The sequence below is a fragment of the Kocuria sp. JC486 genome (assembly GCF_011602805.1).
In the GTDB taxonomy this organism is placed as follows: Bacteria; Actinomycetota; Actinomycetes; order Actinomycetales; family Micrococcaceae; genus Kocuria; species Kocuria soli.
In genome coordinates this window covers 166126-180466 of the sequence record NZ_JAAOZS010000004.1, presented here as the reverse complement: position 1 = coordinate 180466, position 14341 = coordinate 166126, and the positions used below count along the sequence as shown (strand labels likewise).

The following is a 14341-nucleotide window of genomic DNA, read 5'->3' as shown; positions in this document are numbered from 1 at the left end:
CCTGCATCTCACCGAGATGCAGGGCCTCTTCGTATTCCCGCGGGTTTCAGCCCGCGTTCCGGCCGCCGTTCACGACGACGCGGCGCTCACAGCGCGAGCCGGTCCGCCACCACCCCGGCCAGGAACTCCGCCTCCTCGCGCGCCTGTTCCTCCGTGGCGGCTTCGACCATGACACGCACGACCGGTTCGGTGCCCGAGGCTCGGAGCAGAACCCGGCCGGTCTCCCCCAGACGCCCTTCGGCCGCGGCGACGGCCTGGGCCAGCCCCGTGTCCGTGGCGGTGGCCGAGCGGTCCACGCCCTTGACGTTGATCAGGATCTGCGGCAACCGGGTCATGACCTTGCCCAGTTCGGAGAGCGGGAGGCCCGTCTCCGCGACCCGAGAAGCCAACATCAGACCGGTCAACAGACCGTCGCCCGTGGTGGCCCAGTCGGACATGATCACGTGCCCTGACTGCTCGCCACCCAGGTTGTAGTTCTCCTCGGTCATGGCTTCCAGGACGTAGCGGTCCCCCACCTTGGTCTCACGAATCTCCAACCCGCGCTCCCGCAGGGCCAACTTGAGTCCCAGGTTGGACATGACGGTGACCACCAGGGTGTCCTTCTCGAGCCGTCCACGTTCGTGCATGGACAACGCCAGGATCCCCATGATCTGGTCGCCGTCGATTTCGTTGCCTTCCGCGTCCACGGCCAGGCAGCGGTCGGCATCACCGTCGTGTGCAATACCCAGATCGGCACCGTACTCGACCACCGCCGCTTTGAGCGGACCCAAGTGGGTTGAACCCACGCCGTCGTTGATGTTCAGTCCGTCCGGTTCGGAGCCGATGATCTTGACCAGTTCGGCTCCCGCGTCGTGGAAGGCATCCGGTGACACCCCTGCGGCGGCTCCGTGGGCGCAGTCCAGGACCACCTTGATGCCTTCCAGCCGATGCGGGATGGCACCCACCAGGTGCAGGACGTAGCGGTCCTCAGCATCGGTGAGGGTGGAGATGCGACCCACGCCCGCACCGGTCGGGCGTCGGAAGTCGCGGGATTCGTAGAGTGCCTGGATCTTGTCCTCGACGGCGTCAGGCAGCTTCTTGCCCCCGTGGGCCAGGAACTTGATGCCGTTGTCCGGAGCGGGGTTGTGGGAGGCGGAGATCATCACGCCGAAATCGGCGTCCATGTCACCCACCAGGTAGGCCAGTGCGGGGGTGGGCACCACACCTGCGTCGTGGACGTCCACACCGGAGCCCGCGAGACCCGCGGCCACCGCTGCCCCCAGGAACTCTCCGGACGCGCGTCCGTCACGCGCCAGGACCGCACGGGGGCGTTGTCCCTCCGCCGCGTGATTGTGTCCCAGCACGATGGCTGCAGCCTGCGCGAGGTCCAACGCCATGTCGGCGGTGAGCAGCTCGTTCGCCAGGCCGCGAACACCGTCGGTCCCGAAAATTCGTGTCATCGATCGTCCATCCCCTTGCCGGGGCGGCAGGCGCAGCGGTGTACGCGGTGCCCCTCGGCATGACCTCGGCATGACCCCGGCCGGAGATTACCGCCCAGGTGAGCACACCGTTTCTTGTTGAACTACATCGTAAGTGCCCGGAGCAGGATGTCCCGGGCATGACGACGCCCCGCCGTCTACGGAACGAAACCGTGGACGACGGGGCGTCGTCGTACACCAGCGGCGCAGATCAGCGCTTGGAGTACTGGGGAGCCTTGCGTGCCTTCTTGAGGCCTGCCTTCTTGCGCTCGATGATGCGGGCGTCACGAGTCAAGAAGCCTGCCTTCTTGAGTGCCGGGCGGTTGTGCTCGGCATCGATCTCGTTCAGAGCGCGAGCCACGCCCAGGCGCAGCGCACCGGCCTGGCCGGAGGGGCCACCGCCGTCAATACGCGCGACGACGTCGTAGGCGCCCTGCAGCTCCAGCAGCTTGAAGGGGTCGTTGACCTCCTGCTGGTGCAGCTTGTTCGGGAAGTAGTTCTCCAGGGTGCGACCGTTGATGGTCCACTTGCCTGAGCCCGGGATGAGGCGCACACGCGCGACTGCTTCCTTGCGGCGGCCGGTGGCCTGGCCGGGAACGGTCAGGGCGGGACGCTCGGTCGCCACGGCGGTCTCGGTGCCGACGCTGGACTCGGAGGTGTAGGAGGTCAGCTCCTCCCCCTCCGGGGCGTAGTTCTCTTCAGTGTTCTGAGCCACGATGTCTCCTCGTTCAGTCGATCTCGAAAGGCCCGGAATTACTGGGCGACCTGGTTGAATTCGAAGGTCTTGGGCTGGTTCGCAGCGTGCGGGTGCTCGGGACCCGCGTAGACCTTGAGCTTGGACATCTGCTGGGCAGCAAGCTTGTTCTTGGGGAGCATGCCGCGAACGGCCTTCTCCACGGCACGCACCGGGTTCTTCTCCAGGAGCTCCGCATAGGAGGTCGCGGTCAGGCCGCCGGGGTAGTTCGAGTGGCGGTAGGCCATCTTCTTCCGCAGCTTGTCGCCGGTCAGGGCGACCTTGTCCGCGTTGACGATGATGACGAAGTCGCCCGTGTCCACGTGGGGAGCAAAGGTTGCCTTGTGCTTGCCGCGCAGCAAGACTGCGGCGTGGCTTGCCAGGCGACCGAGGACGACGTCGCTGGCGTCGATGACGTACCAGTCACGCTGGACGTCACCGGGCTTCGGGGTATACGTACGCACGTTGATCTGCCTTCGTTTCGGTTCGATGGATCTGATCGGGCTCAGATCGGGTCCTGTGTGCTTCGACCGGGGCTCGGGTGAGGGCCGAGCAGCATCCGGGTCCACAGGCCCCGGAGCACCAGACCGCCGTGCGCCCTGCAACTGGGCGGCGGATCAGGGTACACGTGAACCGAGGTGGGACATGCACAACAGCAGTCAAAGATACCGGAGATGCGTTGGCGATTCCACCCGGGGCGGGCCACCGGGTGGAATCTCACATTTGTGTACCGAAATTTAGTGATCCGTTGGGCCGGTCAGGCCTTCACTTCGCTGCGTCGCGCCCGGGTCTGCTCGGCGCGGGCAGCCAACTCGCAGTCCTCCGGGTACATGACCTGTTCCAGCACCAATCCTTGCGGTGGTGCCAGCAGCATGTCGGAGGACCGGGCCCGTTCCTCAAGGCGTTGACCGACCCATTCCACGGGGCGCTCCCCCTTTCCCACGCGTACGGCCGCGCCCACGATGGAACGCACCATGTTGTGACAGAAGGCATCCGCCTCGATGTGGAGTTCGATTGCCCCCGGCGCCACGCGTTCCACGTGGACGGCCCTGATGTCACGCACCGTCGTGGCCCCGGCCCTGGGGCGGCAGAAGCTCAGGAAGTCGTGCAGGCCCGGCAGGGGCTGCACCGCCGCGTTCATGGCGTCGACATCCAGGGACTCGCGCAGCCACCACGTGGAGTTCCGGCTCAGGGGGTCGTGCGCGCTGGATCCGTCCTGGATCCGGTACGTGTAGCGCCTGGCCACGGCCGAGAACCTGGCGTCGAATCCTTCCACCGCCCGTCGGACGTCCGTGATCACGATCGCCCCGGGAGCCTCGGGCAGTCCGCGTTGGCGCCGCTCGGAACCCAACACCCGCGACAACACCCCGGCGGCACGGCGCATGATCACCTCCGCGGCGTCCTCCCCACGGTTGCCGCGCAAATGGCTCCACTCCTGGTCGGTGACGTCGAAGTGCAGGACCTGGCCGCGGGCGTGGACCCCGGCATCGGTTCGTCCCGCGACCACCGTCCGGACCTGCCGCCGCACCAGCATGGACAGGGCGGCCTCGATGCTGCCCTGTACAGTCTCGCGCCCGGGTTGCCGGGCCCACCCGTCGAAGGGGCCGCCGTCGTACCCGAGATCCACGCGGACGCGGACGGGGCGGGGTTCCGATTGATCGGGACCGGGACGCTCCGTCCCGGGCGATGGACAGGGCTGGGACGTGTTGCTTTCAGGCACGGGGAAGGGTGCTTTCTGACAGGGGATGGTGTCTGGGCGCGCGGCGGCGCCGGCTGCGGGTTCGGAGACCAGGATAGGACCGTGGCCCCCGGATCGTGATGATCCGGGGGCCACGGTCAATGGTGATCGCTCATGCCCTCAGGCAGTGATCACTCACCGTCCATCTTCTGGGCGGCAGCACCGCCGGCGGGCGAGTAACCCGCAGCCTCAGCGTTGGCCTTGGTGTCGAACCAGACCTCGGCCTTGGTGCCCGCATACCAACGGGAGCCCGGCACGTGGTACTTCATGGACTGCTTGTTGCCCTTGATGGTGAAGCCCTCGGGGGCCTCGCCGGACTCGAGGGGCTTGGCGGAACCGGCGTACTCGTCGGCCTCGACCGCGCCCTCGGCGGGCTGGGTCTCGACCTGGGCATCGGTGTCACCTGCGGTTGCCGGTGCAACGGCCGCCGGGGTCTCCTCGGAGAGATCGACGGCAGCTGTGCCGCCCTCCTCGGCCAGGGATGCCGAGGGATCGCTCACGACGTCGGCCGCGGGAGCCGGGGTCTCTTCGGCTGCGGCCTTGGGGGCCTGGGCTTTGGTGGCGGCCTCGGCCTCGGCGACGGTGGCCTTGGTGGCGACCGGCTCCATGACCAGTTCGATCACGGCCATGGGAGCGTTGTCGCCCTTGCGGTTGCCGATCTTGGTGATGCGGGTGTAGCCGCCCGGGCGGTCCTCCATGGCGGAGGCGATCGTGGTGAACAGCTCATGCACCACGGCCTTGTCGGTCAGCTGCTTGAGCACCTGACGACGAGCGGCCAGGTCACCGCGCTTCGCGACCGTGATCAGGCGCTCGGCGTGCGGACGCAGACGCTTGGCCTTGGTCACCGTGGTGGTGATGCGCTTGTGCTCGAACAGCTGCTGCGAGAGGTTGCGCAGCATGAGGCGCTCGTGTGCCGGGCTGCCGCCGAGGCGGGCGCCCTTCGTGGGAGTAGGCATATCGGTTGGTCTCCTGGGTGTTTCCCGTCAGCTCAGGCCCTCGACCCGGTTCGTCCCGGTCGATGCGACCCCTTGGCGGGAGAAGAAGGTCGTAAGGATTACTGCTGGACGTCGAACGGGTTGTCGTCGTCGATCGACGCAGGACGCGCGGCGGCCTCGAAACCTGGGGGCGAGTCCTTGAGGGCCAGGCCCAGCTCCACGAGCTTGACCTTGACCTCGTCGATGGACTTGGCACCGAAGTTGCGGATGTCCATCAGGTCGGCCTCGGAGCGGGTCACGAGCTCACCCACGGTGTGGATGCCCTCGCGCTTGAGGCAGTTGTAGGAGCGCACGGTCAGCTCGAGGTCCTCGATCGGCAGCGCCATGTCGGCGGCCATCGCGGCGTCGGTCGGCGACGGGCCGATTTCGATGCCTTCGGCCTCGGAGTTCAGCTCGCGGGCCAGACCGAACAGCTCGACCAGGGTGGTGCCGGCCGATGCGACGGCGTCACGCGGCGAGATGGCTTCCTTGGTCTCGACGTCCAGGATCAGGCGGTCGAAGTCGGTCCGCTGCTCCACACGGGTGGCCTCCACGCGGAAGGTCACTTTGAGCACCGGCGAGTAGATCGAGTCGACCGGGATACGGCCGACCTCGGCGTCGCCGGACTTGTTCTGGGCTGCGGTCACATACCCGCGGCCGCGCTCGATGGTCAGCTCGAGTTCGAGGCTGCCCTTCGCGTTCAGGGTGGCGATGTGCAGGTCCGGGTTGTGGATCTCCACACCGGCGGGGACCTGGATGTCAGCCGCGGTGACCTCTGCCGGGCCCTGCTTGTTCAGGTAGGCCACGACCGGCTCGTCCTCCTCCGAGGAGACGGCGAGCTTCTTGATGTTGAGGATGAGTTCGGTGACGTCCTCCTTGACACCTTCCACGGTCGAGAACTCGTGGAGCACGCCGTCGATCCGGATGCTGGTGACAGCAGCGCCGGGAATCGAGGAGAGCAGGGTGCGACGGAGAGAGTTACCGAGGGTGTAGCCGAAGCCCGGCTCGAGCGGTTCGATGGAGAACCGGGAGCGGTTGTCGGCCACGACCTCTTCGGAAAGGGTGGGGCGCTGTGCGATGAGCACTGATGGTTCCTTTCAGCGTGCCTCCGCTATATGACGCACGCAGGTGGTGGAGCACTCTCAAGTGTGTGGGTTGGGGCAGGCGGGCCCGAACCGCGTGATGCACGTACCGCTGGTCGCCCCTACCTGGGTGGGGCAACCAGCGATGCGTGCAAGTGATCAAACGCGACGACGCTTGGGCGGGCGGCAGCCGTTGTGGGCGCTGGGGGTGACGTCCTGGATGGAGCCGACCTCCAGGCCGGTGGCCTGCAGCGAACGAATCGCGGTCTCGCGACCCGAACCCGGGCCCTTCACGAAGACGTCAACCTTGCGGACACCGTGTTCCTGGGCGCGCTTGGCAGCGGCCTCGGCGGCCATCTGAGCGGCGTAAGGGGTCGACTTGCGCGAACCCTTGAAACCCATCTCACCGGCCGAGGACCAGGACAGCACTGCGCCGCTGGGATCGGTGATGGAGACGATGGTGTTGTTGAACGTCGACTTGATGTGGGCTTGGCCCGAGGTGATGTTCTTCTTGTCCTTGCGACGCGGCTTGCGGGCGGCCGTCGCACGAGTCTTTGGGGGCATTGAGCTTCTCCTGCTAGGTCTCTAACGAGGTGGTCTGAACCGTGTTGGTCTGAGCCAGGGGCGAGATGATTCGCCGAAGGATCTTCGGTTACTTACTTCTTCTTGCCGGCGACGGTGCGCTTCGGACCCTTACGGGTGCGGGCGTTCGTCTTGGTGCGCTGACCGTGCACGGGCAGACCCCGGCGGTGACGCAGACCCTGGTAGCTGCCGATCTCGACCTTGCGGCGGATGTCGGCGGCCACCTCACGGCGAAGGTCACCCTCCACCTTGTAGTTGCCCTCGATGTAGTCACGCAGCTGGACGAGCTGCGCATCGGTGAGGTCCTTGACCCGGATGTCTCCCGAGATCTCGGTGGCCTCGAGAGTCGCGAGCGCACGAGTGCGGCCCACGCCGTAGATGTAGGTAAGGGCGATTTCGATCCGCTTTTCGCGGGGCAGATCGACGCCTGCGAGACGAGCCATTGTGGCGGTTCTCCTTAGTTCTCAGAGGTCTGGAGCATCGCTTTCCGCGGTCCGGCTGCAGGGACGGTGTCCTTGCGGTGCCGCGGTCCTCGGCCTCTGTTGTCCGAGGGTGCCCGCCTGAATCTCTCCGGTCGGGAGCGGTGCAATGTCACCCGCGGTTGCGGGCTGTGCATCGGGGCTGAATCAGCCCTGACGCTGCTTGTGGCGCGGGTTCTCGCAGATCACCATGACTCGCCCGTTACGGCGAATCACCTTGCACTTGTCGCAGATCTGCTTCACGCTCGGCTGGACCTTCATCGCATTCCTTCGCGTTAGCTGTTCGAGATGACAACGCAACGGGGTGCCCGTTGCGCCGCAACTCACTTGTAGCGGTAGACGATCCGACCCCGTGAGAGGTCGTAGGGGCTTAGCTCCACCACGACCCGGTCCTCGGGGAGGATTCGGATGTAGTGCTGGCGCATCTTTCCGGAGATGTGGGCAAGAACGATGTGTCCGTTATCCAACTCCACCCGGAACATTGCGTTCGGGAGAGCTTCGACCACAGCGCCTTCGATCTCGATGACTCCGTCTTTTTTAGCCATGTACTCCGCTCACTTCTGTGCCCGGTGGATCTCCGGGCGGGGGTTCGGTTCTAGTGGCGGCCTCCCGCTCCACCCGCATCGCGCGCACGTCATGGCTCGTCGTCGAACCCTGAACGGGGTCACGAGCGGTGTGAAGTGTCGAGATGTTCTGGCAGAGCGCATGGGAGGACGCAGACAACCAGCAGTCAAGAATACGCGCGGTTGCCCTCTGGGACAAGACGGGAGATGGCCCGGCTCGTGTGACCTTGCTAGCTCGCGGCCGCCAGCTGTCCGCAGGCGCCGTCGATGTCCGATCCGCGGGTGTCGCGCACGGTGGTCGGAATGCCGTGGGCGCGGAGACGCTCGACGAAGTTCTGTTCCACACCGCGGCGCGAGGCTGTCCACTTGGACCCGGGGGTGGGGTTCAGCGGGATGGGGTTGACGTGCACCCAACCCCGTCCTCGCGCATTGAGCTTCTCCCCCAGCAGGTCGGCCCGCCAGCCCTGGTCGTTGATGTCTCGGATCAGCGCGTACTCGATGGAAATCCGGCGGCCCGTGGCGTCGAAGTACTCGCGGGCAGCGTCCAGGGCCTCGTCGACCTTCCAGCGGGTGTTGATCGGGATGAGTTCGTCCCGCAGTTCGTCGTCGGGTGCGTGCAGGGACAAGGCGAGGGTGATGGGCAGCCCCTCCCGGGTGAACTTGCGCATGCCCGGCACCAGCCCGACCGTGGACATGGTGAGTCCGCGTGCGGAGATGCCGAGACCTTCGGGAGCGGGATCGATCAACCTGTGGACCGCCTCCATGGTGGCCTTGTAGTTGGCCAGGGCCTCCCCCATGCCCATGAACACGATGTTCGAAACCCGCAGCGGGTCCTGCTCGCGCCGTCCCACTTCGCCGTCGCGCAGCATCCGAATGCCTTCAACCACCTGGCCCACGATCTCCGCCGGCGACAGGTTGCGGGTGAGCCCCGCCTGTCCCGTGGCGCAGAACGGGCAGTTCATGCCGCAGCCTGCCTGGGAGGAGATGCACATGGTCACCCGGTTCGGGTAGCGCATCAGGACGGACTCCACGAGTGCGCCGTCGTAGAGACGGTGGACGCGCTTGACGGTGTCCCCGTTGTCCGCGTGCAAGGTCCGCACGCTCTGCAGGAGTTCCGGCATGGTGTCGTGCACCAGTTGGTCGCGACCGTTCTTGGGCAGGTCGGTCATGTCCTCAGGCTTTGCCGCGAAGCGCTCGAAGTAGTGCCGGGAGAGCTGCTCGGCGCGGAAGGGCTTGTGCCCCATCTCCTTGAGCATCTCGCGGCGCCCGGTCATGTCCGTGTCGGCGATGTGGCGCGGCGGCTTGCCCCGGCGCGCGGCCTTGAAGACCAGTTGGCCGGGAACGGGTCGCGGGGTGTCCGGGGTGCCGGCATCGGGATCCGTGTTGCGGAAGTCCTGTTCGATGTCCGCGGCAGCGGTCGCGGGGGCGGGGTCGGAGCCCACCGGGCCGACGGTGGGGTCGGGCAGGGGTGTGCGGTTCTCGCTCACGGTGTCTCCTGAATGGTCACGGTGTGTGGTCTCGAGGCTACAGGTTGGGTCCGAAAGGGGTTCCGGTCGGAACGGGGTCGGGGATGCCCGACGACGTCGTCGGCGTCCCTCCGTTCAGGGCTCCGGAACGGGCACGGGGGTGACGCCCAACGGTTCCAGCTCTGCGGCTCCTCCGTCCTCGGCGGTGAGCACCCAGATGCCACCCTTGTGGCGGGCGACGGAGTGCTCCCACTGGCAGGCCCGGCCGCCGTCGGTCGTGATCACGGTCCAGTCGTCCTCCAGGACCTTGGTCTCGATCCCACCGGTCACCAGCATGGGTTCGATGGCCAGGCACATCCCGGGCTTGAGGGCCGCCGACTTCTGGCCGGACCGGTAGTTCAGCACGTCGGGTGCCATGTGCATCTGGGAGCCGATGCCGTGCCCCACGTAGTCCTCCAGGATGCCGTACTTCTCCCCGGCCAGGGCCCGTACCCGGTCCTCGATCGCAGCACCGATGTCCCCCACGTGAGTACCCGTTGCCATGGCGGCGATGCCGTGCCACATCGCGTCCCGGGTCACCTCCGAGAGGCGGCGATCCGACTCACTCGGCTCCCCCAGGATCACGGTGCGCGCGGAGTCTCCATTGAAACCGTCCACGATCGCGCCGCCGTCGATCGAGAGGATGTCGCCCTCCTGCAGCACCCGGTCACCGGGGATCCCGTGGACGACCTCGTCGTTGACGGACACGCACACGGTGGCCGGGTAGCCGAAGTAGCCCAGGAAGTTCGAGGTCGCGCCGTTGGCGGCCAGGACCTCACGGAAAGCGGCGTCGAGGTCCGCCGTGCTCGCCCCGGGGCGAGCGGCGGCCACCGCGGCATCCAGGGCACGTGAGGTCACGACTCCGGCACGGACCATGGTGCGCAGTTGGGCATCGGACTTGTACTCGATGCGGCGGCGACCGAACATCTGCGGTTCTCCTCGGTACAGGGTGGGTACAGGGTGATGGGTGGTTGTCGTGAGCGCTGATGGGCTCGGGTGGCCGGCCATGCGTGAGGCCCCCGACGCGGGTCGGGGGCCTCACGCAACAGCACGTGGCTGGGCCGATCAGCCCAGGGCTGCCACGATTCGCTCGGTGACCTCGTCGATCGAGCCGAGGCCGTCGACCTCCCGCACGATTCCGCGGGCGTCGTAGATGTCGACGACGACGGCCGTCTCCTCTTCGTAGACGTCCAGACGGTGCCGGATCACGTCCTCGGTGTCATCGGCTCGCCCCTGCTCGGCGGCGCGGCCCAGCAGTCGCTGGACGAGCTCCTCGGTCTCGGCGTTGAGCTTGAGCACCACGTCCAGGTTCTCACCGCGCTCCGAGAGGATCGCGTCGAGTTCCTCGACCTGCGCGGCGTTGCGCGGGTACCCGTCCAGGAGGAAGCCGTTCTGCGCGTCGTCCTCGGCCAAGCGGTCACGGACCATGCGGTTGGTCACCGAATCGGGGACCAGGTTGCCGGCGTCGGTGTAGGACTGGGCCTCCTTGCCCAACTCCGTCCCGTTCTTGATGTTGAACCGGAAGATGTCTCCGGTGGAGATCGCGGGGATGCCCAGTCGCTCGGCAATGCGGACCGCCTGGGTGCCCTTGCCTGCGCCCGGGGGGCCGATGATCAACATGCGGGTCATGTTCACTCTCCTGCTTGCTCGTCTTCTCTGGCTTCGTGTCGTGAATGTGTCCCGGTGAGCCGCGGCTCAGCGCAGGAGGCCCTCGTAGTGGCGCTGCTGGAGCTGGGCGTCGATCTGCTTCACGGTGTCCAGACCGACACCCACCATGATCAGCAGGGACGGTCCGCCGAACGGGAAGTTCTGGTTGGCGTTGAACAGCACCAGCGCGATCAACGGGATCATGGACACGATACCCAGGTAGAGCGCACCCGGGAGGGTGATCCGGTTGATGACGTAGCGCAGGTAGGACTCCGTGGGCTGCCCGGCGCGGATGCCCGGGATGAATCCGCCGTAGCGTTTCATGTTCCCGGCGACCTCCTCCGGGTTGAACGTGATCGAGACGTAGAAGTACGTGAAGAACACGATCAGCAGGAAGTACGCCACCATGTATACCGGATGGTCCCCGGAGGCCAGGTAGGTGTTGACCCAGTTGATCCAGGCCGGCACCGGCGAACCGTCCGTGGGCATGGCGAACTGCGAGACCAGCCCGGGCAGCATGAGCATCGAGGACGCGAAGATGATCGGGATCACGCCCGCCATGTTGACCTTGAGCGGGATGTAGGTCGTCGATCCACCGATGGTCCGTCGGCCCACCATGCGCTTGGCGTACTGCACGGGCACGCGACGCTGGGACTGCTCCACGAACACGACGCACACGATCACGACCAGCCCGATCAGCAGGACCAGGGAGAAGGGGCCCCAGCCCTTGGTGTTGAAGATCTGGCCCAGTGCCGTGGGGAAGCCCGCGGCGATCGAGGTGAAGATCAGCAGGGACATGCCGTTGCCCACGCCTTTGTCCGTGATGCGCTCACCCAGCCACATGATCACCGTGGTACCGGCGGTGAGGGTCACGATGATGATCAAGGTGGTCAGGATCGTGTCGTTCGGAATCACGGGCAGAGGACAACCGGCGAGCAGCTGACCGCTGCGGGCCAAGGAGACCACGGTGGTCGCATTGAGCAATGCCAGCCCGATGGTCAGGTAGCGGGTGTACTGGGTGAGCTTCGCCTGGCCCTGGGGACCTTCCTCGTGCAGTTCCTGGAACCTGGGGATGACCACGCGCAGCAACTGCACGATGATGCTGGCCGTGATGTACGGCATCACGCCCAGGGCGAAGATCGAGACCTGTAGGAGGGCGCCACCGCTGAACAGGTTGACCAGGTCGTAGACCCCGCCCGAGGTGTTCCCCAATGCCAGACACTGCTGGACGTTGCCGTAGTCCACGCCGGGGGCTGGAACGAAGGTACCCAGTCGGTAGATCACGATCATCCCGATGGTGAACAGAATCTTGGTCCGCAGCTCGGGGGTCGTGAACGCCCGACCGAAAGCGCTGAGCACAGATCTCTCCTAGGGTCTTGGTCTCGACCGTGGGCCGGCCGGTCATGTTGCCGGCCCCGCGTGTTGAGCGTGGGATTCGGACGGGGCTGATGAGCCCCAACCCTCCCCTGGGCGACCCGCCGGGCCGCGCGCTGCTCGAGCGGGCGTCGGTGCAATGCGTGCAGTAGGCCGTCTTGGCCCCCGCAAGTCTAACGAAACGGTCAAGGATCGCAGCATCTACGCGGGGAGGGAAGTCTCACACGGGGTTTCCGCCGGCGAATGGGCAGTTTGATCGCTGCTGAAGGTGCCAGGAGCGATCAAACTGCAATCTCGCCTCCGCGCACGCCGTCAATGCCGTCAATGCCGTCAATGCCCCTGTATGAGACAAGGCCCTCACCTCCCGGAGGGGAAGTGAGGGCCTTGGTCGCGTCAGGACATTCCCGACGCCGCGTCAGTGATCACGCAGTGGTGGTGGAGCCACCGGCGGCGGCGATCTTCTCCGCGGCGGAGGTGGAGAACTTGTTGGCGGTCACGTTGACCGCCACAGAGATCTCGCCGTCGCCGAGGACCTTGACCGGCTGGTTCTTGCGAACCGCGCCCTTGGCCACGAGCTCCTCGATGCCGACGGTGCCCCCCTCGGGGAACAGCTCGCCCAGGCGGTCCAGGTTCACGACCTGGTACTCCACGCGGAACGGGTTGGTGAACCCGCGCAGCTTGGGCAGGCGCATGTGCAGCGGCAGCTGGCCACCGGCGAAGCCGGGCTTCACCTGGTAACGAGCCTTCGTGCCCTTGGTACCGCGACCGGCGGTCTTGCCCTTGGAACCCTCACCACGGCCCACACGGGTGCGAGCCTTCTTGGCGCCGGGGGCCGGCTTGAGGTGGTGGACCTTCAGGGCGTCCTTGGTGGTGCCGTCCGCCGAGATGTTCTCGGCGACGTTCTCAGTGTTCTCAGCCATGCTCAGGCCTCCTCAACCGTCACGAGGTGAGCCACGGTGTTGATCATGCCCGCGGTCGCCTCATCGGCTTTGCGAACCACGACGTTGCCGGGCTTCTTCAAGCCCAGGGAACGAAGGGTGTCGCGCATGTTCTGCTTCTGCCCGACCATGGAGCGGATCTGGGTGATCTTGAGCTCCCGGCCGTCGGCCTGGATTCGCTTCTGCGTCATCACGCACCTGCCTTCTGCTGGAGTTCGCGCAGCAGCGGGGCGGGAACGACCTCGTCCATGGGCAGGCCACGACGAGCCGCGACAGCCGCCGGCTCCTCGAGCTGGCGAAGAGCCTCGATGGTCGCGTGCACGATGTTGATCTGGTTGGAAGACCCGAGGGACTTCGAGAGAACGTCGTGAATGCCCGCGCACTCCAGGACCGCACGCACCGGACCACCGGCGATGACACCGGTACCCGGGGTTGCCGGACGCAGCATGACCACACCGGCAGCGGCCTCACCCTGCACACGGTGCGGGATGGTGCGCTTCTCGACGCGCGGGACGCGGAAGAAGTTCTTCTTCGCCTCCTCGACGCCCTTGGAGATGGCCGCGGGAACTTCCTTGGCCTTGCCGTAGCCGACGCCGACCATGCCGTCGCCGTCACCGACGACGACCAGTGCGGTGAAGCTGAAGCGACGGCCGCCCTTGACGACCTTGGCCACGCGGTTGATGGTCACGACGCGCTCGAGGAACTTGTCCTTCTCCTCGTCGCGCTCACGTCCACGGCCGCCACGCTCGCCACGGCCACCACGGCCACCGCGGTCGTTGTTGCGGCCACCGCGCTCGTTGCGCTCACCACGGCCGCCACGCTCGTTGCCGGCTGCGGTGTTGGACTCGGTGCCAGCCTCGGCTGCCACGTTCTCGGTGTTTTCGGTGTTCTGCTCGCTCACAGTGCCAGACCTCCCTCACGGGCGCCGTCGGCGACGGCAGCCACTCGACCGTGGTACTTGTTGCCTCCGCGGTCGAACACGACGGCCTCGATGCCAGCGGCCTTCGCACGCTCGGCGACCAGTTCGCCCACGCGCTTTGCCTTTTCGGACTTGTCAGCCTCGGAGCCACGCAGCTCGGCTTCCATTGTGGAGGCCGATGCAACGGTGACGCCGCGGGTGTCGTCGATGACCTGCACGAACATGTGCCGGGTCGAACGGGTCACGACCAGGCGCGGACGCTCGGCAGTGCCCGTGACGTACTTGCGAACGCGGGCGTGCCGGCGCGCACGCTGTGCGGCCTTGGACTTGCCCTTGATGCTCAGAGCCAT

The 14341-nt window shown here is 66.5% G+C and carries 18 protein-coding genes; all 18 read right to left on the bottom strand.

The features are described 5' to 3' along the window. Positions 1-86: 86 nt before the first annotated feature. The 18 genes from glmM to rplR all read right to left on the bottom strand — a co-directional run bounded on the left by glmM (position 87) and on the right by rplR (position 14341). Positions 87-1439, bottom strand: coding sequence for a phosphoglucosamine mutase (gene glmM, locus GWK18_RS04125; RefSeq protein WP_123824929.1), 1353 nt, complete (start codon positions 1437-1439; stop codon positions 87-89). A gap of 229 nt (positions 1440-1668) precedes the next feature. Continuing rightward, complete coding sequence (gene rpsI, locus GWK18_RS04120; RefSeq protein ID WP_123824928.1) at positions 1669-2172, bottom strand: 30S ribosomal protein S9; 504 nt, start codon at positions 2170-2172, stop codon at positions 1669-1671. A gap of 38 nt (positions 2173-2210) precedes the next feature. Next, positions 2211-2654: a 50S ribosomal protein L13 gene (rplM, locus tag GWK18_RS04115; protein ID WP_123824927.1), complete on the bottom strand. Its 444-nt coding sequence runs from the start codon at positions 2652-2654 to the stop codon at positions 2211-2213. A 293-nt stretch (positions 2655-2947) separates the two neighbouring features. Beyond that, positions 2948-3817 carry a tRNA pseudouridine(38-40) synthase TruA gene (truA, locus tag GWK18_RS04110; protein ID WP_233568730.1) on the bottom strand — a complete coding sequence of 290 codons (870 nt, stop codon included), beginning with the start codon at positions 3815-3817 and terminating at the stop codon, positions 2948-2950. Positions 3818-4059: 242 nt separating this feature from the next. Beyond that, positions 4060-4884, bottom strand: a complete 825-nt coding sequence (gene rplQ, locus GWK18_RS04105) for a 50S ribosomal protein L17 (protein ID WP_166833344.1) — start codon at positions 4882-4884, stop codon at positions 4060-4062. A gap of 98 nt (positions 4885-4982) precedes the next feature. Continuing rightward, positions 4983-5987, bottom strand: a complete 1005-nt coding sequence (locus GWK18_RS04100) for a DNA-directed RNA polymerase subunit alpha (RefSeq protein ID WP_123824924.1) — start codon at positions 5985-5987, stop codon at positions 4983-4985. 156 nt (positions 5988-6143) lie between these two features. Further along, the gene (rpsK, locus tag GWK18_RS04095) at positions 6144-6548 is read right to left on the bottom strand and encodes a 30S ribosomal protein S11 (protein ID WP_047691985.1); all 405 of its coding nucleotides are present in this window, start codon (positions 6546-6548) and stop codon (positions 6144-6146) included. A gap of 92 nt (positions 6549-6640) precedes the next feature. Continuing rightward, on the bottom strand, positions 6641-7009 hold the full coding sequence (rpsM, locus tag GWK18_RS04090; protein ID WP_123824923.1) for a 30S ribosomal protein S13: 369 nt from the start codon (positions 7007-7009) through the stop codon (positions 6641-6643). Between the two features lie 183 nt (positions 7010-7192). After that, complete coding sequence (gene rpmJ, locus GWK18_RS04085) at positions 7193-7306, bottom strand: 50S ribosomal protein L36 (RefSeq protein WP_012397712.1); 114 nt, start codon at positions 7304-7306, stop codon at positions 7193-7195. 62 nt (positions 7307-7368) lie between these two features. After that, the gene (gene infA / locus GWK18_RS04080) at positions 7369-7590 is read right to left on the bottom strand and encodes a translation initiation factor IF-1 (protein WP_047691983.1); all 222 of its coding nucleotides are present in this window, start codon (positions 7588-7590) and stop codon (positions 7369-7371) included. A gap of 248 nt (positions 7591-7838) precedes the next feature. Further along, positions 7839-9011: a 23S rRNA (adenine(2503)-C(2))-methyltransferase RlmN gene (rlmN, locus tag GWK18_RS04075; protein ID WP_166833394.1), complete on the bottom strand. Its 1173-nt coding sequence runs from the start codon at positions 9009-9011 to the stop codon at positions 7839-7841. A 198-nt stretch (positions 9012-9209) separates the two neighbouring features. After that, the gene (gene map, locus GWK18_RS04070) at positions 9210-10040 is read right to left on the bottom strand and encodes a type I methionyl aminopeptidase (protein WP_123824922.1); all 831 of its coding nucleotides are present in this window, start codon (positions 10038-10040) and stop codon (positions 9210-9212) included. Positions 10041-10178: 138 nt separating this feature from the next. Further along, positions 10179-10742: an adenylate kinase gene (locus tag GWK18_RS04065; protein ID WP_123824921.1), complete on the bottom strand. Its 564-nt coding sequence runs from the start codon at positions 10740-10742 to the stop codon at positions 10179-10181. A gap of 66 nt (positions 10743-10808) precedes the next feature. Next, positions 10809-12119 carry a preprotein translocase subunit SecY gene (gene secY, locus GWK18_RS04060; protein WP_123824920.1) on the bottom strand — a complete coding sequence of 437 codons (1311 nt, stop codon included), beginning with the start codon at positions 12117-12119 and terminating at the stop codon, positions 10809-10811. Positions 12120-12556: 437 nt separating this feature from the next. Continuing rightward, positions 12557-13054, bottom strand: a complete 498-nt coding sequence (gene rplO / locus GWK18_RS04055) for a 50S ribosomal protein L15 (RefSeq protein WP_166833342.1) — start codon at positions 13052-13054, stop codon at positions 12557-12559. A gap of 2 nt (positions 13055-13056) precedes the next feature. Further along, positions 13057-13263 carry a 50S ribosomal protein L30 gene (gene rpmD / locus GWK18_RS04050; protein WP_123824918.1) on the bottom strand — a complete coding sequence of 69 codons (207 nt, stop codon included), beginning with the start codon at positions 13261-13263 and terminating at the stop codon, positions 13057-13059. Beyond that, positions 13263-13973: a 30S ribosomal protein S5 gene (gene rpsE / locus GWK18_RS04045; RefSeq protein ID WP_123824917.1), complete on the bottom strand. Its 711-nt coding sequence runs from the start codon at positions 13971-13973 to the stop codon at positions 13263-13265. The genes rpmD and rpsE overlap by 1 nt, the downstream gene beginning before the upstream one ends. After that, positions 13970-14341 (bottom strand): 50S ribosomal protein L18, encoded by a 372-nt coding sequence (rplR, locus tag GWK18_RS04040; protein ID WP_123824916.1) that lies wholly within the window; start codon positions 14339-14341, stop codon positions 13970-13972. Before rplR ends, rpsE begins: the two co-directional genes overlap by 4 nt.

What these genes read in the sequence shown, in the direction of transcription:
- glmM (WP_123824929.1), bottom strand. Translation starts at nt 1,439, where the DNA reads ATGACACGAATTTTCGGGACCGACGGTGTTCGCGGCCTGGCGAACGAG.
- rplQ (WP_166833344.1), bottom strand. Translation starts at nt 4,884, where the DNA reads ATGCCTACTCCCACGAAGGGCGCCCGCCTCGGCGGCAGCCCGGCACAC.
- rpsK (WP_047691985.1), bottom strand. Translation starts at nt 6,548, where the DNA reads ATGCCCCCAAAGACTCGTGCGACGGCCGCCCGCAAGCCGCGTCGCAAG.
- rpsM (WP_123824923.1), bottom strand. Translation starts at nt 7,009, where the DNA reads ATGGCTCGTCTCGCAGGCGTCGATCTGCCCCGCGAAAAGCGGATCGAA.
- rpmJ (WP_012397712.1), bottom strand. Translation starts at nt 7,306, where the DNA reads ATGAAGGTCCAGCCGAGCGTGAAGCAGATCTGCGACAAGTGCAAGGTG.
- infA (WP_047691983.1), bottom strand. Translation starts at nt 7,590, where the DNA reads ATGGCTAAAAAAGACGGAGTCATCGAGATCGAAGGCGCTGTGGTCGAA.
- map (WP_123824922.1), bottom strand. Translation starts at nt 10,040, where the DNA reads ATGTTCGGTCGCCGCCGCATCGAGTACAAGTCCGATGCCCAACTGCGC.
- GWK18_RS04065 (WP_123824921.1), bottom strand. Translation starts at nt 10,742, where the DNA reads ATGACCCGCATGTTGATCATCGGCCCCCCGGGCGCAGGCAAGGGCACC.
- rplO (WP_166833342.1), bottom strand. Translation starts at nt 13,054, where the DNA reads ATGGCTGAGAACACTGAGAACGTCGCCGAGAACATCTCGGCGGACGGC.
- rpmD (WP_123824918.1), bottom strand. Translation starts at nt 13,263, where the DNA reads ATGACGCAGAAGCGAATCCAGGCCGACGGCCGGGAGCTCAAGATCACC.
- rplR (WP_123824916.1), bottom strand. Translation starts at nt 14,341, where the DNA reads ATGGCTCTGAGCATCAAGGGCAAGTCCAAGGCCGCACAGCGTGCGCGC.